Origin of the sequence: Aquimarina muelleri DSM 19832 (assembly GCF_000430665.1) — a bacterium.
GTDB classification, from domain to species: Bacteria; Bacteroidota; Bacteroidia; order Flavobacteriales; family Flavobacteriaceae; genus Aquimarina; species Aquimarina muelleri.
Window position 1 is genome coordinate 44,766 of sequence record NZ_AUML01000028.1, and the last position, 22,869, is coordinate 67,634.

Below are 22,869 nucleotides of genomic sequence, written 5' to 3' on the forward strand. Positions count from 1 at the left end.
TTTTGTAATTTTATAGACTAATAAATTTCAAATGAAAGCTTTAAAAATTATAACAACAACAATCTTAATAGCAGGTTATACCTTTGGTTACGCGCAAACAGAAGAAAAAAAAGGTCAAGAAAATTCTTCAGAAGAAACCATAACTAAAATTATACGTATTAAAGGAGCTAATGGAGAAGAAAAAGTTATAAAAAAACAAGAAGTTATAACAACAAAAAGTGAAATAAAACTTAATCCAGAGGATGAAGGTAAAACCGATCAATCTGCCATATATACAGATAAAGAGGTAATAATAAAAGAATCTCTAGATTCTACCGAAATGGGAAGTTATACAAAAATCCCTGATGAAAAAGGATTTGTAATTACCTTTTTTAATAAAACGAACAATCAAATCGCTAAAGTAAGACCTCTTAGCAATGAATATTATATTGTTAATTTTGGAGATGATAATAATTGTATTGGCCATTTTGACGAAAACAATAGTTTTATTATTGAAAAATACGATTCTAAAATAGATCAAGTAACAGTCACAATATACAAAATCAAATAGTTAAGTTTTTTTTTATTACTATACACAACAATTAAACACCTATCTTAGGTTTTATTTTCACATCTTATAAACCAAGATAACCATTATAAGATTAAATCATTTTTTTTAATTTAAAAGGTTAACAGACTCTGAAGGTAAATCTTCAATAAAACATTAAGTAGATTATTTATTATATACAAAAACCTATTGAAAAAAGGGGTGGTAATTTAAGTTACTACCCCTTTTTTATTATTTATTTAACATAAGTAAAATTACTTAAAAACAGTAAAAATGATAATGTTTTAAAGTAAATATTGAATTTTAATTATGTTTTTTTAATATAATTTAAAAATTCCTTAAAAATTTATGTTAAACAAAGTCATTTTGGATATATTTAGATCCACAATCATTTAAACAAATATTTAACACATGAAAAAACTCACATTTATTTTAATCGCATTTTCCTTTAGTTTGTGTTTTTCACAACAAACTGTAACAGGGCTTGTTTCTGATCCTGATGGAGCTCCTTTACCAGGAGTTAACATTATAGAAAAAGGAACTTCAAATGGTTCTACAACTGATTTTGACGGAAAATATAGTATTGAAGTTAGCCCAAAAAGCACTTTAATATTTAGTTATATAGGCTTCAATACTAAAGAAATACCTGTAAACTCTCAAAGCACTATTAATATTTCTTTAAGTGGCGGGGCTGAACTTGAAGAAATTATTTTAGTAGGGTCTAGAGCATTACCAAGAAGTAATACAACCTCTTCTCTTCCTGTAGATGTATTACCAGCTAAAGAACTAGCTTCTACTGGTCAAATCACATTCGACAAGGCTCTACAATATAAGATCCCCTCCTTTAACACAGTACAAACACCTGTAAATGACGCTACTTCTTTATTAGATCCTTATGAAATTAGAAATATGGGACCTAGTAGAACTTTGATCCTTATTAACGGAAAACGTAAGAACTTAAGCTCCTTATTATATACTCAAACCTCACCAGGAAGAGGAGAAACTGGTTCTGATATCTCTGCAATACCTACAGATGCTATCAAAAGAGTTGAGATATTAAGAGACGGGGCATCCGCACAATATGGCTCTGATGCTATTGCAGGAGTTATGAATATTATTTTAAAAGATAACCCTAAAGATGGGTCTGTAACTATAAGATCTGGGATTACTTCTGAAGGTGATGGAGAAATGGTAGGGGTTAGTTTAAACAACGGCTCTTCTATCGGAGAAGATAAAGGGTTCTTTAATTATACAGTAGACTTTTCTAAAGTAGAACTTGCAAATAGACCAGGTACCGTTGATGCAGAAGGAGATGCGGTAGATTTTGAAGCAGATATAGCAGATGTTAGAAGTTTTCTTGCTCTAAAACCTGATGCAGGAAATATTAATGGTGCTCCAGAAACAGCTGCTGCTAAGTTTTTAGTAAATGGTGGATATGATATTAATGAAAATACTCAAATCTATATGAATGCAGCCTATGTGTATAAAAAAGTAAACAGTTTTGCTAATTATAGAACACCATATTGGAAAACAGAATCTGAATTTCCTTATTTAGCAGATTTTTTCCCTGATGGACCAAATGGTTCTTATGTTGGCTATGCTCCTACTTTTGAAGGAGATCTTAATGATTATAATGCAACCATTGGTTTTAAAACTAAAAAGAACGGTTGGAACTATGATTTAAGTTATACAACTGGAGGAAATACACAGGATTATTCTATAAATAATTCTCAGAATGGAAACACTGTATACTCTCCTTCTACATGGACCGATACAAATGGTAATGGTATAGTAGATAATGGTGAGGTTACTGAGGGGTCTGAGCTATATAGAGAAAATAGCCCTATATCTTTTGATCCAGGAGGAACTGGATTTAGACATAGTGTAGGGAATATTGATATTGCTAAACTAGTAACCGAGAAAATAAGTATAGGGTTTGGAGCAGAGTTTAGAACCGAAACTTTTGAAATTATTGAAGGAGATCTTGCTTCTTATGATGGTGGTGGAGCAGATTCTTTTGCTGGTAATAGCCCTGAAAATTCAGGTAAATTTAATCGCTACAATTTTGGAGGGTACTTTGATATCTCTGCAGATATTACCAAAGATTTTTTAGTTAATGGTACCGTTCGATTAGAAGATTATAGTGATTTTGGAGAGGCTTTTGTTTGGAAGTTAAGTACCCGATATAAGTTTTTACAAGATAAATTAACACTAAGAGGCTCTGTATCTACAGGGTTTAGAGCACCTACACTACATCAAATATACACTCAAAAAGCACAATATAGTTTTGTTCCGGGGCAAGGAATTCAAGTGGGCGGTTTAGTAAATAATGTTTCGCCTCAAGCAAGGTTATTAAACCTTGATAAATTAGATGCAGAAAAATCTACAAACTTTACAGTTGGTATTGGTGCAAAAATAAATAGTAAGATCAATTTTACTGTAGATTATTATAATATTGCAGTAGAAGACAGAATTGTTTTAGGGTCAGAAGTTACTCCTCCTGCAGGACCTGCTTTTGAAGGTTTATCTGATTTAAGTTTCTTTGTAAATGCTTTAGATACCAAAACATCAGGAGTTGATTTAGTAGCTAATTATAGAGATATAGCTTTAGGAAAAGGAGAACTTAGCTTCAGCCTTTCTGGTAATTACACTATAGAAAACGAAAGAGATGGAAAAGTTAAAGATCCTGCATTTTTAGCAGGAACTGGTCAATCTGTAGTTAATGACACCCAAGAAGCTTTATTTTTTACTTCCAGACCTGAATATAAAGTAATACTTGGAACTAATTATGACATAGGTAAATTCAGTTTTTCTTTAAATAATACTTTATTTGGTCCTACTAGATTTAAAAATCAAGGATTACAAGATTTAGAGTCATTGGTAGGTGGTAATGCTTCGGACAGTGATGGTAAATCGGATTTGAGTGTTGAGTTTTTAACAAAAGTTGTAACTGATTTAGGTATAAATTACAGTGCAACAGATAAATTAACAATTGCATTAAATGTAAATAATCTTTTAAATGTTTTACCAGAATGGGAGTTTAAATCTCTTACCCCAACAGGAACAGCAGTTTTAAATAATGCTGCAGCAGAAAAAACAGCTTCTAATTTAGTTACATTCAACCAAAGGTATTCACAAATGACTTATGATGGATATCACTTTAGTCAATTAGGCACTATGTTTAGCTTATCTTTAAACTATAAATTATAACATCCTAATTTAATTTAACACTATTACCCTCCTATGTTTTTCTGAAAACATAGGAGGGTAATTTTTTGTAATATTTTTAACAATAAAAATATTACATTTTATATCCCTTATCAATCCATAGAGTTATACTTTTGCAGGAAATTTAGTAATACACATTCATGAAAGATTTAGCACGATACTTCTATAACCTTCTTATTTCAAAAGGTGTTTCTGAAAATACTGCAGAATATTTAAATCTTCTTATAGGTGTCTTTATATTACTTGTCGTTCTTTTTATATTAGATTTTGTAATGACAAAAGTTATTGTAACTGTTTTTAAAAATTATGCCTCAAAATCTAAAAACACTTTTGATGATTATTTGGTTAAAAATAAAACTTTTGATTACTTAGCACATATTGTTCCTCTATCTTTAACTATTTGGATTGTTCCTTTATTATTTCATGCTTTTCCAACAGCAGAAAAATATTTAGAAAATCTATTTGCTATCATGACCATCGTTTTAGCTATATGGATTATAAGAAGCATCCTTAGAACATTTAGAGATTTTTTAAAATCTTTAAATTCTTTTAAAGACAAGCCAATCGATAGCTACGTTCAAGTATTTATGATCTTTATATGGTTTATAGGTGGAATCATGATGTTTTCTTTTATAACCGGAAAATCTATATGGACATTTTTAACTGCCCTAGGAGCGATGTCTGCTGTTATTTTATTAATTTTTAAGGATACTATATTAGGTTTTGTTGCCAGTATTCAAGTTGCAGTAAATGATACTGTTAGAATAGGAGATTGGATTACTATGGAAAAATATGGTGCAGATGGAGATGTCATTGAAATCAATCTATCCTCTGTAAAAGTTCAAAATTTTGATAAAACTATCACCACAATACCAACATATTACCTTACCTCAGAATCTTTTAGAAATTGGCGTGGTATGATGAATTCTGGAGGAAGAAGAATTAAAAGAGCTCTTCTTATTAAAACTTCAAGTATTTCATTTTTATCTACAAAAGATATCGAAGAATTAAAAAAAATAGACATTCTTAAAGAATATCTTAATTCAATTCAAACAGAAATTAATAGTTATAATCAAGAACGCTCTATAGATAAAAATATATTGATCAACGGTCGGAACTTAACCAATATGGGAGTTTTTAGAGCCTATTTAGAAATATATTTGGAGAAGCACCCACATATTAATAAGGAAATGACGATAATGAGTCGACAGTTAGAACCATCTGCCCAAGGAACACCTTTAGAGATATATGCTTTTAGTAATGATAAAGTATGGAAAAACTATGAAAAAATCATGGCAGATATTTTTGATCACTTACTATCTGCAATCCCTTATTTCAAATTAGAAGTTTTTGAATTACAATTTAATCCCTCATTGAGGGTTTAATTACCAGAGGCTTGCCTCGAAAACAAAATATATTTCGGAAGCATGCCTTGTGAATATATTCCGAGATTATTGACTATAGAAAAATAAATTATTAAACTAATACAATTTTTATGATATCAAGTTTTAGGATTATTAGCTATCTCGAAGGTATTTCATACCTATTAATACTATTTGTAACTATGCCTTTAAAGTACATGTTTGACTCTCCAGAGCCTAATAAAATTATTGGTATGGCACATGGCTTTCTTTTTCTAATTTATATCGTATTTGCAATTCTTGTAAAATATGAAAAACAATGGAGCCCAAAAACTTTGGTCATTGTATTACTTTGCTCTATTATCCCTTTCGGAACCTTTTGGATGGATAAAAAATATTTAACCAAAGAATCTTAAAAAGTTATTTACTTAAAACATACATTTATTTTAATATAACTAGAATATCCAGAATTATATTACTCTGGATATTCTATCCTAAGATGATATATATTGGTTAGTTTACGCTTAAATATTTTTTTAATCTGTTGAATTTCTTTAAAAGTGATATTAGCATTAATAAACTGATCATCCTCCATCTGCTTGCTTACAATCTTCTCTACAAATATATCTATTAAGCTACTCGTTGGGTTTTTAAGACTTTTTGATGCAGCCTCAACACTATCACTCATCATTAAAATAGCTGTTTCTTTAGAAAAAGGCTTTGGTCCTGGATATCTAAAGTCTTCTATATTTACATTTTCATTACTCTCTTTTTCTTTGGTATAAAAATAATATACCAAACTCGTTCCATGATGAGTACGAATAAAATCAATTACCCGATCCGGAAGTTTATATTTCTTAGCAATCTCTATCCCCAATATAACATGATTGATAATAATTTTTGCACTTTCTATAGGCGATAATATATCATGAGCATTGCCAGAGGCAGATTGGTTTTCGATAAAATAGGTTGGATTAGCCATTTTACCTATATCATGATATAATGCTCCTACTCTTACCAACATTGCATTAGCACCAATTTCATTTGCCGCTGCCTCTGCAATATTAGCTACATTTAAAGAATGATGAAAAGTTCCAGGAGCTTTATTAGATAACTCTTTAAGTAAAATAGAATTTGTATCGCTGAGCTCTAATAAGGATACGTCAGATATTAATCCAAAAATCTTTTCATAAGCATAAATTAAAGGATGTACTATTAAAGTAGTAAACCCACTAATAATAAACAAACCAACAATAATCCAATCTATATTATTTATATTACCTTCATGAATTACGTGAAAAGAAATATATGCAATAATATATATAGCTGTAATTTGCCCTACAGAGATAAACAAGTTCGCTCTTTTAAAAGATTCTGAAATTGTTAATATAGTGACTATACCAGCTATAATTTGTAAAAAAGTATATTGATAACTATTAGGAACTACAAACCCAAGAATTAATACTGTTATTATATGAGTAAATAACCCCAACCTAGAATCAAAAAATGCTTTTAATATCAAAGGAAGAATACAAAGTGGAACAACATATATAAAATCTGATTTGTATTTAACAACCATGGTTGTTATGAATACCATAAAAAGAACATTAAAGAAAATAAAAGTTACTTGTGTATTATTATCATATATGTCATTTCTGTATTTTTTAATAAATAACAAAAGCATCATTAATGCCAAAGAAACTAAAACACAATATCCTAAAACTATCCAATAAAAGTTTTTATCACTCCATACTTGAGATTCGTACTCTGCTTTTAATGAATTTAAAATTTGTAATTTCTCACCCTCTACTACTTCGCCTTTTGCAATGATTCTAATCCCTTTTGAAATACCACCTCTTGTTGTAAGAACTTTTGCTAGTTCACTTTCTAATATACCCTCTGTTAACCTTTTATTTAACTTTACATTTGGTTTTACAATATCATAATATAGTGCTACAAAGTCACTTTTAAACTTAATATATTCACTATTATATATCCTTGAGCTAATGGTTTTAGTTAATGCGTTTGGAGTAAAAATCTGACCATAAGTAATTGCTTCCGCAGTATTGCCTTTATTTAAAAAGATTTGTCTTTTATTATTATAAGAATAAGTCTCTTGTAATACTCCATATCTATATATATCATTAAGTAATATTCTACCAAAAAGTTTGGCTTGATCTTTAGCACTACTTTGATTAATAGCAGATAAGTAATTAGAAAAAGCTTTATCATAAGATTCTTTAGCTTTAGTTGCTATTATAGTATCATACTCAAAATACGGTATTACATTATCAGTAATCTCTTTTTTTTCTGCTTCAATCTCTGTTTGGGTTTTTGCTATCGCAAAATCAAATGGAGCATACAGATTTTCATATTGCCAAGGTTTACCTTTAGCAAACTCATATTTAAACACTCCCCCTTTAGGAAATAAATATACTATCAATAGTGTCGTACATATAAAAAGAAAAATCTTATATATAGAAGACTGTTTTCTGTATAATTTGTTTAAAATTCTTTTCATCTATACATAGTTTTTGTCATCTCAAAAGTCAGATAAAACCGCCAATAATCACCTCGATTAGTATTCATTTATAGTTATAATTCATTTCATGTTCTGTAAATGAGCCAAAAATACTAAAAAATTGGAGAGCATTACATTAACATTCTTATTACCAACTTCCTTATGCATATACTCCAAAAATCATTAAATTCGCAAAATAACAATACACACACTTTTTAAAATATAAATAATGAGTAAAGAAGTAGTAATCGTATCTGCAGTACGCACGCCAATTGGAAGTTTTATGGGAAGTTTATCTACTGTTCCTGCAACGCAACTTGGGGCTACTGCAATTAAAGGTGCACTAGATAAAATAAACCTAGACCCTTCATTGGTTCAAGAAGTATATATGGGTAATGTTGTACAAGCTGGAAACGGGCAAGCTCCTGCTAGACAAGCTGCAATTGCTGCTGGAATTAGCGATACTGTTCCTTGTACTACCATTAATAAAGTATGTGCTAGTGGAATGAAATCTGTTATGCTTGCAGCACAAACAATAGCTCTTGGTGATGCAGATATTGTTGTTGCAGGAGGAATGGAAAACATGAGTTTAATACCACACTACGTAAGATTAAGAACTGGTCATAAGTTTGGTTCTCAAACTTTAGAAGACGGTATGCAAAAAGATGGATTGGTAGATGCTTATGACCAAAATGCAATGGGAGTATGTGCAGATCTTTGTGCCAACGAATATAGTTTTAGCAGAGAAGATCAGGATGCATTTGCTATTCAATCCTATGAGCGTTCTGCAAAAGCATGGGCAGAAGGTAAATTTGATAATGAAGTTGTTCCTGTTGCTGTACCACAACGTCGTGGAGAGCCTGTTATGGTTACAGAAGATGAAGAATACAAAAACGTAAAACTAGAAAAAATACCTACTTTACGTCCTGCTTTTTCTAAAGAAGGAACCGTTACTGCGGCAAATGCTTCTACTATAAACGATGGTGCTGGAGCTGTAGTGGTTATGAGTGCAGAAAAAGCGGCAGAACTTGGTTTAAAACCTTTAGCTAAAATTAAAGGCTTTGCAGATGCTGCTCAAGAACCAAAATGGTTTACAACAGCTCCTGCAAAAGCATTACCAAAAGCAATAGAAAAGGCAGGGATATCCCTTGATGATGTTGATTTCTTTGAGTTTAATGAAGCTTTCTCTGTAGTAGGGCTTGCAAACCTAAAAATATTAGGTCTTACAGATACCAATACAAATGTAAATGGTGGAGCAGTTTCTTTAGGACATCCACTAGGTTGCTCTGGAGTAAGAATATTAATTACATTAATTAATGTTCTGGAACAAAATAATGCCAAGATAGGTGCAGCTGCTATTTGTAATGGTGGCGGTGGTGCATCTGCTATGGTTATAGAACGAGCATAATAATATAATACAGTTACTATACTATAAGGTTTGGATAAACCAACGCAACACATGAAATGAAATCTAAACCTTATAGTAACCACTGTTTATTAAGATAACCCAAATCAATAATTTTAATTAATATCTGACGTTTTATCGTCTGTTTCTATAAAAAAATTAATGCAATACGGTATTTGTAATTTAAGTATTGTCCCATTACGTTTTGAGCCTCAAGACACTAGTGAAATGGTTTCTCAAATTTTATATGGTGAACATTTTAAAGTTCTGGAACAACGTAAAAAATGGAGTAAAATTCGTTTAGCTTTTGATAATTATGAAGGCTGGGTAGATAACAAACAATTTTTAGAAATAACTACAGAAAAGTATAATGAGTTTGATAAACAACCCTTTTCTATAGTCGGGGATCTCATAGAATTTGTAAGTTGTAAAAACAATCAATTAATGCCGATACCCCTAGGGTCTTCTTTAGGTGCTTTAGACTTCTTTAATCACCACTACGAAGGTACTAGGATTATTAAAACACAAGAAAAAAAGAATATTATAAATACAGCATTCTTATTTCTTAATGCTCCATATCTATGGGGAGGAAAAACAAATTTTGGTATCGATTGTAGTGGATTTACACAAATGGTATACAAACTTAACGGATACAAATTACTGAGAGACGCTTCTCAACAAGCAACACAAGGAGAATCACTTAGTTTTATCGAAGAAAGCGAACCTGGTGATCTAGCATTTTTTGATAACGATGAAGGAGCAATAACTCATGTTGGAATTATGATGAAAGACAACTATATCATTCATGCACATGGTAAAGTACGTATTGATCGTATTGATCACTCTGGCATTTATAATGTAGACAAACGTGTACACACCCATAAATTAAGAGTTATTAAACGAATTATTTAATCCCCATTGAAAGTCTAATTATCAGAAACTTGTCTCGAAAAAAAACACATTTTCTGTAAGTGCATCTCTCACGAACTTGCTCTAAGGTTGTTTGGTATAATCCCTTAACCAATTTAAAAAAACCTACTCTATATTTATTTACAAAACTTATCTTTTAAAAAAGATATAATTATTTAGTATTTAAACAATATTAAAATGGTCTACAAACAAGTTAAAATACAATCTGTTCAACCTAGGGATGTTGAGAAATTATTACATATTGGTCGACAGACATTTTATGAAGCTTTTGGACCACCACACAATAGCGAGGAAAATATTACTAATTATTTAAATGAAAAAATTACTCTAAATAATATTGTAAAAGAGATTAATAATCCAAAATCCAAATTTTATTTTGCAATTATCAATAAAGAAATAGCTGGGTATATTAAAATAAATTTTGATTATGCACAAACCGAGCCTATAAATGATAACTCTATGGAAATAGAGCGAATTTATGTTTTAAAAGAATTTCAAGGTAAAAAAATAGGCCAATTATTTCTGGAATACACTGTTAAAATAGCCAAACAAAAAGAAATAGATTTTATCTGGTTAGGTGTTTGGGAAAAAAATATCGATGCTATACGATTTTATAAAAGAAATGATTTTAAACAATTCGATACGCATCAGTTTTTATTAGGAACAGATTTACAAACAGATATTATCATGAAATTAGAATTATAAGCCGCTAAAGTAAATTTTATGATTTTGATAACAATTTTAATTAAATATTTTATTAATTTTGAAACGATCATTTCAATAAGATAATGCCAAAAGAAGAAACATTCAATAGAGTTCAGGTTTTAGAAAAAGCAACAGAAGTATTTCATAAAAAAGGATACAATGGTACTTCTATGCAGGATTTAGTAGATGCAACATCCTTAAATCGCTCTAGTATTTATAATTCTTTTGGTAGCAAATTAAGCATGTTTTTAGAAGTTCTTTCCTTTTATCAATCTGTACATAGCACCAATTTTAATCAGGCGTTAGTCAAGTCATATAATGCTAAGGAAGCAATTGAGACTATCTTTAACCTTCATTTAAATGAAATTATTAAAGACAATGATCGAAAAGGATGTTTAGTAATAAATTGCAAATCAGAGATGGCTAATCAAGAAGTTTCTATAAAATCGTTTATGGAAAAAAATCAAGAAAGAATGATAGCTATGTTCGAAGATATTGTTACAAAAGGACAAATGGAAAAGATTTTTAATCAAGACCAAACAGCAAATCAATATGCATTATATCTGTTTTCGTCTATACAAGGATTGCGAATGATAGGAATTTTAAACAAAAACGAAAAAGAGCTTAAAAATCTTATATATATAACAACCAAGATCTTATACTAAATTTTTTTGTCTTATTTTGAAATGATCGTTTCAATAAGAATTAATAAATATATGAATAATTACAATGAAAAAATTACAAAACAAAGTAGCTATTATTACAGGTGCAAATAGTGGTATTGGATTAGCAACTGCTAAACTATATTTACAAGAAGGAGCTAAAGTCGTACTTTCAGGAAGAAGGCAAGAAGCTTTAGACGAAATTGCAGCTACATTAGATGGAGATTTTATTACAGTTAAGGCAGATGTATCTATCGCCGCAGATAATAAAAGGTTAATTGAAGAAGCAACAAATAAATACGGGAAAATTGATATTCTTTTTCTTAATGCAGGTATTGCTCCTCCTACTCCAACCAATGAAATTACAGAAGAACATTATGATACTTTATTTAATACTAATGTTAAGGGTCCTATATTGGCAACCAAAGAAGCTATACCACATATAAATGATGGAGGAACTATTCTTTTTACCAATTCTATTGTTCATCAAAAAGGATTTGATGGATTAGGAGTGTATTCTGCAACCAAAGGTGCCTTACGTGCATATCAACGTGTTTTAACTTCAGAATTAAAATCCAGAGGTATACGTGTTAATTCTATCGCTCCGGGACCAATAGACACTCCTATTTATGGAAAAATGGGGCTACCACAAGATGTTGTAGAAGAAATGGGTAAAGGTTTTGCACAACAAGTACCACTTGGACGTTTTGGTACAGCAGAAGAAATAGCAAAATCAGCATTATTTCTAGCCTCAGAGGATGCATCATATATAAATGGTGTAGAATTAGAAGTAGATGGTGGATTAAGTCAAGTATAAAACATACTTGTTCTAAAAATCTAAAAAGAGGGTGTCTGACTTTTCAAGCACCCTCTTTTTAGATACTTAAAAATAGATTTTTTAAGTCACCCACTTCATGCTTTAGTGCCATTATTAAGTTATTTTTTTACTTTATCTATAAAAACTATACCTTACAGAAAAGCATTAATTATATTGTAGGCTTTGATAATTTTATTGAATCTTATTTATTTTTTCACTGTTTTACATTTCACAATAATTATTGTTCTTTCAGCCTAGATAGTTACATGCCAAAAATCAAACTCTATGCCTTCGGCTTTAAATCTGATTGATTATATGTATTCATCTAAGCTTAGATTCATTTAAAATGCGTGAGTTTAAAATTCTGTTGATAATTTTATATAAAGATTAAAACTTCTTCTTTTGTTTTATACAATTTACGGATGAGAATTGCGTATAAATAATTGCAAAGGTTTTTCGCTAGATTGATGAATCAAATTAAAGAATAGCCATAGCTATTGTTTCATTTTATGAAGAAAATATAGTAGAAAAAGAATGCGATTATATGCGAGATTTTTATTCGTAAATCGTATTATTCATTTTTAGGATAAGTTTCTCCATTAAATTTTAGTACTACAGTTCTATTAGTAATGATTTCTTTAGAATCACATTCTCCATTTTCATCTTCAATATTTTTGGTTTTAGTAATTTTATTTTTTACTATAATATCAAAGTATCCATTGGTTTTTTCTTTAGACATAATGAGTGTGCGTTTAAAGTCTGTAAATTCTCCTGTACAATTAGTATCCCATTCTCCAATGTGGTTCATTACATCATAATTATGTAACACCTTTTTCAAGGTATTTCCTGACTTTACAAATAATGAAATGGTTTTATTGCTATATGGGTTTGGTTGAGAATTATTATAACAATAGACCCTTATACCAAAAGCTCTTTTATTTTCAGAAACTATATATGGTGCAGTGTCTATTTTTATTTCCGCTAATCTTATAGCATCTGAAATCCAATCATTTGTTTTAGAACTTTCGAAGTATTTGTGCGTTATTTTACCTGTTGTGTTGTTTACTAATACTATATAACTATTAAGCTCGAACATTTGCTCATCGTATTCTCCATAAATTTCAGGAATTACTACAATGGTCTCATTACTATTATTGGGCTGAATTTTTGATACAATGAGATTTATTTTAACTTTTTGTTTATTTAAATTGAGTTGTTTAATTACATTATCGATTAAATTTTCTTTGTCAAAATGACCTATAATTACAGGTATTATTTTTCCGTTATCGAGTATTTCAAAAACTTGAATTGTTTCTTGTTTTTCATCTGTCCAAAAAATGTTGTTGATGGTTAGTTTATTATTCTCAATTTTAGATTCAATTTTTGACTGACCTTCTGCTATCTCATCATAAGATATAACTTTAGAATCTATAATACCTCCATCCAAATCATAATTAATCAATGTAGATTCCATTTCGTGTTCGCCTTTAAGAATTGTTACTACGATAGTATAAAAATCTTTAGATATTTGTATTTTATAGGAGGCTATCGCCCTATACTTATAACCTTCTTTATTAAAATTGGGATATAATTTCTCTAATTTTAAAGCTTTTTCGTTTACTTTTTTATAATCCTCTTCTTCAATAAAACTATCAAAATTTGTAGAATCAATTAATGGGATAGATTTGATTTTAATTTGGCTGATGCTGTTATCAAAGCTTAAATTCTTATCTTTTTTAATTGAGTCAGCGGCATATTCAATAGTATCCTTAGCTTTTACAACAATTTCTTTCTTTTCTTTTGTGCTTTGAGTACAAGAGATAAACATATATAGTACTAAAATATATAGGTTCTTCATTTTTTACAGGAATTTACTATTGTGTCTGTTTTGATTCATTTTATTTTAAGGCTCTTCGTATATATAGTTATTATATTTTTTCTTTTACACAAACCGTTTCTCTTTTTACTTCATCTGGTATATCTTTTAATGCATTTATAAGTTCTGGAGCACTTAAATCAATGTTTTGTTTTACATTACAAACATAGATAAATGCATCTTCCTTATTACTGGATTGAGTTTTATAAATAGTATGGGTCAACATCCATTTATTATCAATTAGAGATACATAATGATGTGATTGCAAAAAACCTCTATCCAGAAAAGATGTTATAATCACGAAACCTTTTTTATCCTTTTTTATATCCGTAATTTGATTCCCTCCATCTTCTGAAAAATTACTGGTTTTTAGACCTAATCGGTACGTATTATTATCATTAATAAATAGCAACAATTTATCTCCTTGATAGGGTTTACTGCTTACAATCTTATCTAAAATGGTATCGTTATTTATATCGATGTCTTTTATAAAATATGAGTCGTTGTTTTTGTAAAACGAAATGTCATCGGTCTGTAATTTAACGTTACTTTTATTCGATGTGTTTGTTTCTAACAGCTCTTTATAGGGTAATAAAAACCCTATTTCACAGGGGGTCATAGCATGTGGATATGAAGGGGTGATTGTTATTCCATTTTTGGTGAGTACCCAAGAATAGTATTTCCAATACGCTTCTCTATCTGTAAAATAGTTACATTCACTATCTAAATCTGTATCATTTTCATACTTTCTTTTTAATTCTTGAAAGTGATCTACATTTGGATATATATCGGTTATTCTATCCAATTGCCTTTTGTTTTTGTAATCAAAATTGTATCCTGTTGTATTATAATTTGGATGTGCACCACCGCAATAAATAGAAGAATATTCTGAAAAACTAAGGTATTGATTAGAAATAAGCTCTATTTCAATATTTATATCTGCCCAACTACAATCTAATCCTATCATTGCATAACTTGTATGTATGGTATCTAGTTTTGGGTTTATAAATTCACGCTCAGATTTAGTAAATCCATTACCAAGCCTAAATAATATTTTTTTTGAGTGTTTTTCTGTAAACCAAACCAGTTCTTTTGTATCATAAGTAGTTATACTGTCTCTTACATAATGCAAATTCATTAATTTATATGTATCAAGTTTCTTTGTTGTTTTGTGTAAATCGACTTGTAATGTATGTCCATTGTTTGTCCAGGTACCTGTTACAATATCTTTGTTTACAGATAGGGTAAATAATTCTTTTTCTTCCTTTATATCCGAAAATTTCTCAAAAAGAAGTAATTCATTATTATTAAAACTCCCTTCTAACGGAATGTTTTTTAAATGAGACTTGTAAAAATAAAAAGCAGTTGCCTCATCCTCGTTATGATCTATATCTAACTCCAAAAATATTTGATAATTACCAATAGTTCCCTCGTAGGTCTGTGCTTGAATACTTATAGAACAAAAGATAAATAATATACAATATTTCATATTATCAAGATTTATTTTACCGTAGTGCTTATTTTACGTACCACTGCTTACAACCCCTCCGGGTCTTTTTTACTGGGAGCTAGTGTTATTTGCTTTATTTTGTATAGAACTATTTCTGTGATGTTTCTTCTTGCTTTAATACTCTTACCAAAATAAGGATTTATCAATAAACTTGGTATATCTAATAAATTGTACTGTTTTTGGCTGTACTTATTTTTTCTGCAGATACCAGCTCATTTTTGTGCTTATATTCTAATTGGGTAATCTTCTCTATATTTTTTTTAATTAATAACCTCGAAGAATTAAACTCCACAATGTGGATTAAAAAGATTATCATTTGCCATCTTAAACTGTGGATGACTTAAAAATGTTTTTTCACACCCTTCTATATATTACGTTCTTTTTATAACTACTCTATCAAAGAAACTCCATTAAGATCTGTAGTTAATACATCACTCATATAATCAAAAAACGGTCTTAATAATTCAAAATGAGATATTACTTTATCTAAAAAATCACTTGCAAATACTTCTTTGTCTGTAAAACTATGCTGTACAAAAAATGATTTGTTTTTAATTAGGTCTATAGCAGGATGATCTTTACTAAATCCTTTTGGAGCTGTTTTTACTTGATATTCGGTATTAAAACCATTAAAAGCTTTCTTAAAATCAGGACTTTCTAATATTTCGCGAATTTCTTGATCATCCATTTCAAACTCTTTTCTAAGGCGAAGTAAATCTGCAGCTTCTGGGCTAAAAAAACCACCAGCAACAAGAGAATTCCCTGGTTCTAAACGTAAATAATATCCTCCTCTTCGATGCGCTCCTGCCCTACTAAAACTTACACTACGATGCACATTATAAGGAGTCTTATCTTTACTAAAACGAATATCTCTGTTTATCCTAAATACTTTTGTTTTTTCGATCTCATCTTTTTCATTTAATCGTTCTACGATAGATGCATAAAAGGATTTTAATACTTTTTCATTATCCTGATAGGTCTTTCTATTTGCATCCATCCAATCTCGATGGTTATTCTTTTTTAATTCCGTTAAAAACTCAAATACATTTTGTGGTATCGTATTCATAAAAAATTTCATTTGCTCCTAAAATACTAAAATCTGATTTTTTTACTAGAGTTTAACTCAAAAATATAATTCTAAATATTTTTATACAAAAAAACAGAACTATGATTTACCAGAAGTATACTCGTATCTTGATCAAAATAGAAAAATAAAATTAGTCGACAGAATTAAGAAAAACATTGTTAAATTTGAGATTAAACCTAAAAACACAAAACTAATTAAAACACTAAAAATAAACACTTTAAACTTAACATTAGTTAGAATTTAAAAAGCTCAAAATATATGAAAATACTAATCATCAGCAGTAAAGATCATTGGACTCATGGATGGTTTACTTCTACATCTGATTTAATAACAGCAGTAAACGTCTTGCAAAAAGCAGGTATAGAAGTTATAACAACAGAAGTAGAAAACCTTACTCAATTGGAAACAACGCTGGATAATGTATCTAGCGATACTTTAATTTGGGCTAATGCCTATTTTGTAAATAACGGAAACAACAAAGTCGTTTGGTTAAATGAATATATAGAAAATCGCAAATTACCGTTTGTAGGCTCTGATTCCAAAACACTTCAAAATGTTCTTAGAAAAGACTTTTGCCAGTCAATATTAGCAGAAAACCAATTACCGATTCCTTACTTTACTATTATTACGCGCAAAAATATAGAAGAAATTGATACTTTAATTTCTAAACGTCAGGATTCTCAATACCCACTTGTATTAAAACCGACAGCTGAATCAGGTAGTATTGGCGTTTGCTTAGCAAAAAATATACAGGAAGTAAAAAAATACAGCTTAGAAATTTTAAAAGAATTTCCCAATAGCGAAGTAATTATTGAAGATTTTTTACCCAGCGATGATATTACTTGTGGCTTTATTCAGATAGGTAATGATGTCTTGCTCCTACCCACAGCTTACATTGTAAAAAGCGTACCTGGTAAAAACAATATTTTAGGTCGTAAAGAAAGGCTTCGTTCGTGGGATAATAACGATAAGATACAACCATATATTTCAGATAAAGCTATTCTTAATCAATTGAAAGCAAATATTGCACCTATCGCTACAGCTCTCGACATTCGAGGCATTACTCGTATTGATGGTAGATTGGACAGAAACGGCATCTTACGTTTTTTTGATATAAACGGCTTACCAGCTCTATGCTTTCCGGATGGAGTAATGGTAAAGCAATGTTTAACCTGTTTTCCTAATTACCCCGAAATGGAAGTTTTTGAAGGACTTATCCATACAATTGTATTTAACGCACTTTTACAATATGGGATGGAAGTTCCAGAAATTATGCGCAAACACAATCTTTTTACAATGGATAGCGATATAATCATCAGAAGTAAAATAGATCAGTATATAGACACTATTTAATATTATTTAAAAAACTAACAATCAATATATTACAAGATTATGAGATATACTTCTTCAAAAATATAATTTTTAAAATAGTACAAAGAAAAAACCTTCAGGTAAGAAATCCCATAATGAAGGATTCCTTACCTGAAAGGTTCTAAAATTGTTCTATTAAATAATTAATCAAATCTGTAGTAGTTACAATACCAACTAATTTATTATCATCTACCACTGGTAAAGCATGAAATTCTTTTTTAGATAATATTTCTGCGACTTCCTTAATAGTAGTATTAGAAGTAACACTTACTAAGCTTTTTGCCATTACTTGTTCAATAGTAAACATTTCATAAACTACAGTATCTACATCAGTTTCATTTTCATCAATAGCATCTGCAAAACTTATACGAAGTAAATCTGTATAACTAAGCATTCCTACAATTGCATCACCACTTACCACTGGGATATGACGAATATTATGCTCTTTAAATAATCTTTCTGCTGTTTCTAAACCATTACTATAATTTAAAGTAATTACATCAGAGGTCATAATTTTGGAAACGGGTGTTCTTTTTTTCATTTTATTTGGTTTAAATTCTACAGTAAATATAGTATCCAAAACACACAAAAATTATGATAAATATCAGTGCATATCTCCAAAAAAACATTCCTCCTTTTTGTATAATTCTTTATTTCAGGTACTCTCTTATCTCTTTTAGAAGTTCTAAATTTTTAGCAATTATTTAAACCAACAACTTCGGGAGATTCCAGCCCTTTATGAGACATTAAAGTATCAGGAATCATTACCCCCACCCTATATATTGTTATTATTATCAAAAAAAATGTAAGGTTTTATCTTCTAAAAAGACTTTTTATATTCTTTATTCTATATATTTACTAGAGTTTTCAAATAGAAAGAAATGACTAAAGAACGAGAGCAAATTATTGCACAAATCGAGGAGCAAAAAAAGAATCCTAATCTTAAGCTTAAATTAAAAGAAAGAACAGAATATTTTACCAATCTACTCTTTTATACTTTATTTGATACCGATACCGAGGTTGCAAAAAATATAGATATCCTAGAAAAAACATTCGAAGAACTTATAGATCTTGCCTGTTGGGAAACAGACAAACCTTGTCATAAATTATGGCAATCCTATTTAGAAAAATTACCCGAGATTTTAGAAAAATTAAATCTGGATGCACAGGCTTTTATTAAAAGTGATCCTGCTGCCAACTCTATCGAAGAAATTTATATGGCATATCCAGGCTTTTATGCAATAGCAATATATAGACTAAGCCACGAATTATTAAAAATTGGAGTACCTCTAATACCTAGATTAATGACCGAATACTCTCACCGATTAACTGGTACAGATATAAATCCAGGTGCAGATATTGGTAAATCTTTTTTTATAGATCACGCAACAGGTATCGTGATAGGAGAAACAGTAATTATAAAAGATAATGTAAAAATATACCAAGGGGTTACTCTTGGTGGGTTATATGTAGACCGAAAACTACGTAATGTAAAACGGCATCCAACAGTAGAAAACAATGTTACTATATATGCCAATGCAACCATATTAGGAGGTAATACAGTTATAGGTGCAAATAGCACTATAGGTGGTAATGCATGGATTACAAAATCCGTACCCGAAAACTCTATTATTTCTAATACTTCAGAAATCAAGATTAAAAAAGTAGTATAATGTCTCATAGTATTTTAGACCTAATCGGAAACACGCCTTTGATAAAGGCTTCTTCCTTAATCAACAATCCTAATATTACCCTATATTTAAAATTAGAAGGGCATAATCCTGGCGGAAGCGTTAAAGATCGTGCTGCATACAATATGATTAAATCTGCTTTAGATCGCGGAGATATAGATAAAAACACCAAGCTTATTGAAGCTACCAGTGGTAATACAGGTATCGCACTAGCTATGATAGCGGGAATTTTCAAATTGGATATCGAACTGGTAATGCCTGAAAATTCGACTAAAGAACGAGTACAAACCATGCGTGCATACGGTGCCAAAGTTACCCTTACTACAAAAGATGTAGGTATCGAAGGTGCTCGAGATTATGCCGAAGCAAAAGTAAATAACGATGGATATGTGATGCTAAACCAGTTTGCAAATGAAGATAACTGGCTTGCTCATTATAAAACCACCGGACCCGAAATATGGAGAGACACCAATGGTACCATAACCCATTTTGTGTCGTCTATGGGGACCACAGGTACTATTATGGGAACATCTACCTATCTAAAAGAAAAATCTAAAGAAATCCAAATCGTTGGAGTACAACCAACCGATGACTCTAGTATACCAGGAATACGCAAATGGCCTAAGGAGTATTTACCTAAAATATTTAACCCCTCCAAAGTGGATCAAGTAATCGAGGTTAGCCAAGACGAAGCAACTAATATGACAAAACGATTAGCTAAAGAAGAAGGTGTTTTTGCAGGTATGAGTAGCGGTGGATCTGTTACTGCTGCCCTTAAACTTGCCGAAACTCTGGATAGCGGCGTGCTTGTTGCTATTATTTGTGATCGTGGAGATCGATATCTAAGCTCTGATTTGTTTGAATAAGCAGCAGATAATTATTCGCAAAATTCGAGCTTTGTAAAAACAAAAACAGAACCACTTTTGTTGTATAATATATACCCTTATGATTACGAATAGTACAATAAACGATATTGACGAAATATTTAGGCTATATGAAATAGCTTCAGTGTACCAAAAAGCAAAGCAAAAAGTAGTAGTCTGGCCTGCCTTCGAAAGAAAAATGGTAGAAAAAGAAATTCAGGAAAACCGACAATGGAAACTACTACTAGACAATAAAATCGCTTGTGTTTGGGCTACCACATTTAGTGATGCACAAATTTGGGAAGAAAAAAACAAGGATACAGCAGTATATATACATCGTATTGCGGTAAACCCTGATTTTAGAGGAAAACATTTTATAGCAATACTGGTAGAATGGGCAAAAGAATATGCCAAAAGCAACCATAAAGATTTTGTACGATTAGATACCCTTGGCAATAACACCAAATTAATAGCCCATTATACCAAAGTAGGATTTGAATTTTTAGGAATGTTTGACCTAAAAAACACCGATGGTCTTCCTGATCATTATCACAACACTCCCGTTTGTTTGTTTGAGATAAATCTAAAAGGAAAGTAAAATTCATTCCTAGTGCCTAAACAGAATAAAATACTTTTTAAACAATGGTATTCATCAAAGTTATTAGGATAGTAAGATCTCAAAGGTTTCAACAACACTGTAGGGTTAAATAATATTTTTGGTTTTGAAAACACATATAATTACCTTTAAATCAATATCTTATGCTTAAATTGAAATTTTCGCTATACACCGAAATTAAGATAAAAGCAGGGTGTAGAAACAGGGTATTATATTAATAATTATTCAAAAATATGAAGTTCTTTTACAGCCTTTGCTACTATTTTTTGATCTATATAGTGCTTTTGCAATACTTCATCATTGGAGTGCGAAGATAGTAATTTACTATCTCCTTTCATAGCCAAATCCAGATAGGTAAGATATGTTTTACGTAAACATTTAAATTGCAAACTCCTGTCCATATTCAATTGATTATAGAAAAAAGAAAAGCCATTGGTCATTCTATTTTTTATAGCACTAATGCTTGTTCTTTTTCGATCAGGGCATATAATAAAATCCGTATTTTGTGCAGTGGCAATAAATCACTAACTACAGGATATAACTGGTTTTCTGGCATCGTTTATCTTTTTATTTGTAGTATTCTATTTTGCGTTCTGTATAACTTTGGGGTTCCCCATTTTCTTTATACCGTATTCGTTTGGTCCAATTGCCATACGCATCAAATTCGTAATAGTCTGCTACTTTTTGGCCATTGTAGGTAGTAATATCCCCGGTTTCTAAAAACTCAAAATCTCCAGTAATTAGGGTAGTCCTTAACTTAGCAGATTTGTATACCCCGTTAGGATAATATATATACTCATTTGTCCTGCCAAACAACTCTCTGGTTTCTCTGTACAATACACTATCTTTATAAAAATAATGATGTGTACCTCCTTTTTTACGGGTCTTTTTTACTACTCTACCTTGATCGTCATACGCATAAGTGATAGGCTCTTCGCCAAAGGCACGTTCTTGTATTAAAGGATCATCCTCACTATCTCTCATATAGAACTCTGAATCTATCATTAATCCTTTCTCATTGTATTTAAAAGCACTACTATCATTAGTCCATCTGTTTTTTCCATCAATATCATATTGAATTACTCTTCTTGAGATATTATATTTTTTATTATTATAAAATATTTCAAGTGATGCAGTACTATACCAATTTAATTTGGATGTTTTATAAATAGTTTTGCTTTTTATTTCTTGATTATTTTCATTATAATAGTATATGAAACCATATTGATCCTCATTTATTGGACCGCCACGATTGCTTTTTCCCGCTTTAGCCAGATAGCTGATAAATCTGGATCTTCTACCTAATGAATCAAATTCTATACTAAAATTATGGGGGAAAATCCTACCTGTTTCATAGTATTTTTTATCTACTTTAACGATCTGCCCATTCGCATCTTTTGTGGCATAATACATTATCTCTTCACTCTTTTTTATGGGACCATAGAACATACGGGTATTAAAGTCTGTTGGCGGAAAATACCAGATAATCCTGTCTGGCAGATTTGTTTTTGTAGTAGCCTCGCCACAACTGCATGCTACGATTAGTACTAGTAGGATTCCTGCTATTTTATATATGGTGTTCATTTTTTTACGCTTTCTTAATTTCTTGAATTTGCAATAAGATAATCCCCTAATAAAGTGCTTTGCTCCAGCTTTTGTCATCTACTTATCATTGGTTT

20 protein-coding genes are annotated in these 22,869 nt (G+C 30.3%); 13 read left to right on the plus strand and 7 right to left on the minus strand.

Going from position 1 to position 22,869, the window contains the following annotated elements; translation table 11 throughout:
• The first annotated feature begins 31 nt into the window (after positions 1-31).
• From H527_RS0112200 to H527_RS0112215, 4 genes are all read left to right on the plus strand, one after another.
• A complete protein-coding gene (locus H527_RS0112200; protein ID WP_027412975.1) occupies positions 32-550 on the plus strand; it encodes a hypothetical protein in 519 nt (172 codons plus the stop codon).
• A 408-nt stretch (positions 551-958) separates the two neighbouring features.
• Positions 959-3,757 (plus strand): TonB-dependent receptor, encoded by a 2,799-nt coding sequence (locus tag H527_RS0112205; protein ID WP_027412976.1) that lies wholly within the window; start codon positions 959-961, stop codon positions 3,755-3,757.
• A gap of 158 nt (positions 3,758-3,915) precedes the next feature.
• Positions 3,916-5,160 (plus strand): mechanosensitive ion channel family protein, encoded by a 1,245-nt coding sequence (locus H527_RS22030; RefSeq protein WP_035088081.1) that lies wholly within the window; start codon positions 3,916-3,918, stop codon positions 5,158-5,160.
• Between the two features lie 110 nt (positions 5,161-5,270).
• A complete protein-coding gene (locus H527_RS0112215; protein WP_027412977.1) occupies positions 5,271-5,552 on the plus strand; it encodes a DUF3817 domain-containing protein in 282 nt (93 codons plus the stop codon).
• 59 nt (positions 5,553-5,611) lie between these two features.
• Here the strand turns inward: H527_RS0112215 and H527_RS0112220 are convergent, their stop codons facing one another.
• Positions 5,612-7,657 carry an HD family phosphohydrolase gene (locus tag H527_RS0112220; protein WP_027412978.1) on the minus strand — a complete coding sequence of 682 codons (2,046 nt, stop codon included), beginning with the start codon at positions 7,655-7,657 and terminating at the stop codon, positions 5,612-5,614.
• 229 nt (positions 7,658-7,886) lie between these two features.
• Between H527_RS0112220 and H527_RS0112225 the strand changes: the two genes are divergently transcribed.
• The 5 genes from H527_RS0112225 to H527_RS0112245 all read left to right on the plus strand — a co-directional run bounded on the left by H527_RS0112225 (position 7,887) and on the right by H527_RS0112245 (position 12,176).
• Complete coding sequence (locus H527_RS0112225; protein WP_027412979.1) at positions 7,887-9,065, plus strand: acetyl-CoA C-acyltransferase; 1,179 nt, start codon at positions 7,887-7,889, stop codon at positions 9,063-9,065.
• 159 nt (positions 9,066-9,224) lie between these two features.
• Complete coding sequence (locus tag H527_RS0112230; RefSeq protein WP_027412980.1) at positions 9,225-9,974, plus strand: C40 family peptidase; 750 nt, start codon at positions 9,225-9,227, stop codon at positions 9,972-9,974.
• Positions 9,975-10,169: 195 nt separating this feature from the next.
• Complete coding sequence (locus tag H527_RS0112235) at positions 10,170-10,697, plus strand: GNAT family N-acetyltransferase (RefSeq protein ID WP_035088084.1); 528 nt, start codon at positions 10,170-10,172, stop codon at positions 10,695-10,697.
• Between the two features lie 83 nt (positions 10,698-10,780).
• Positions 10,781-11,362: a TetR/AcrR family transcriptional regulator gene (locus tag H527_RS0112240; protein WP_027412982.1), complete on the plus strand. Its 582-nt coding sequence runs from the start codon at positions 10,781-10,783 to the stop codon at positions 11,360-11,362.
• Between the two features lie 64 nt (positions 11,363-11,426).
• Positions 11,427-12,176 (plus strand): SDR family NAD(P)-dependent oxidoreductase, encoded by a 750-nt coding sequence (locus tag H527_RS0112245; RefSeq protein WP_027412983.1) that lies wholly within the window; start codon positions 11,427-11,429, stop codon positions 12,174-12,176.
• Between the two features lie 571 nt (positions 12,177-12,747).
• Here the strand turns inward: H527_RS0112245 and H527_RS23165 are convergent.
• The 3 genes from H527_RS23165 to H527_RS0112265 form a co-directional block, all read right to left on the minus strand.
• Entirely contained in the window at positions 12,748-14,034 is a 1,287-nt protein-coding gene (locus tag H527_RS23165; RefSeq protein WP_155837884.1) for a PA3715 family protein, read from the minus strand.
• A 70-nt stretch (positions 14,035-14,104) separates the two neighbouring features.
• A complete protein-coding gene (locus tag H527_RS24410) occupies positions 14,105-15,541 on the minus strand; it encodes a hypothetical protein (RefSeq protein ID WP_027412984.1) in 1,437 nt (478 codons plus the stop codon).
• Between the two features lie 409 nt (positions 15,542-15,950).
• Positions 15,951-16,628 carry a DUF2461 domain-containing protein gene (locus H527_RS0112265; RefSeq protein ID WP_027412985.1) on the minus strand — a complete coding sequence of 226 codons (678 nt, stop codon included), beginning with the start codon at positions 16,626-16,628 and terminating at the stop codon, positions 15,951-15,953.
• A 279-nt stretch (positions 16,629-16,907) separates the two neighbouring features.
• Here H527_RS0112265 and H527_RS0112270 point away from each other — a divergent pair, with 279 nt between their 5' ends.
• The gene (locus H527_RS0112270) at positions 16,908-18,002 is read left to right on the plus strand and encodes a D-alanine--D-alanine ligase family protein (RefSeq protein WP_027412986.1); all 1,095 of its coding nucleotides are present in this window, start codon (positions 16,908-16,910) and stop codon (positions 18,000-18,002) included.
• 139 nt (positions 18,003-18,141) lie between these two features.
• Here H527_RS0112270 and H527_RS0112275 read toward each other — a convergent pair whose 3' ends face one another.
• A complete protein-coding gene (locus tag H527_RS0112275; RefSeq protein WP_027412987.1) occupies positions 18,142-18,561 on the minus strand; it encodes a CBS domain-containing protein in 420 nt (139 codons plus the stop codon).
• A gap of 340 nt (positions 18,562-18,901) precedes the next feature.
• Here H527_RS0112275 and epsC point away from each other — a divergent pair, with 340 nt between their 5' ends.
• From epsC to H527_RS0112290, 3 genes are all read left to right on the plus strand, one after another.
• On the plus strand, positions 18,902-19,693 hold the full coding sequence (gene epsC, locus H527_RS0112280; protein WP_027412988.1) for a serine O-acetyltransferase EpsC: 792 nt from the start codon (positions 18,902-18,904) through the stop codon (positions 19,691-19,693).
• Positions 19,693-20,577, plus strand: coding sequence for a cysteine synthase CysM (gene cysM / locus H527_RS0112285; protein WP_027412989.1), 885 nt, complete (start codon positions 19,693-19,695; stop codon positions 20,575-20,577). Before epsC ends, cysM begins: the two co-directional genes overlap by 1 nt.
• Before the next feature lie 79 nt (positions 20,578-20,656).
• Positions 20,657-21,172: a GNAT family N-acetyltransferase gene (locus tag H527_RS0112290; RefSeq protein WP_035088087.1), complete on the plus strand. Its 516-nt coding sequence runs from the start codon at positions 20,657-20,659 to the stop codon at positions 21,170-21,172.
• 239 nt (positions 21,173-21,411) lie between these two features.
• Here the strand turns inward: H527_RS0112290 and H527_RS0112295 are convergent, their stop codons facing one another.
• Positions 21,412-21,630, minus strand: coding sequence for a hypothetical protein (locus H527_RS0112295; RefSeq protein WP_155837885.1), 219 nt, complete (start codon positions 21,628-21,630; stop codon positions 21,412-21,414).
• A 127-nt stretch (positions 21,631-21,757) separates the two neighbouring features.
• Positions 21,758-22,774: an RHS repeat protein gene (locus H527_RS0112300; RefSeq protein WP_162143819.1), complete on the minus strand. Its 1,017-nt coding sequence runs from the start codon at positions 22,772-22,774 to the stop codon at positions 21,758-21,760.
• Positions 22,775-22,869 lie beyond the last annotated feature (95 nt).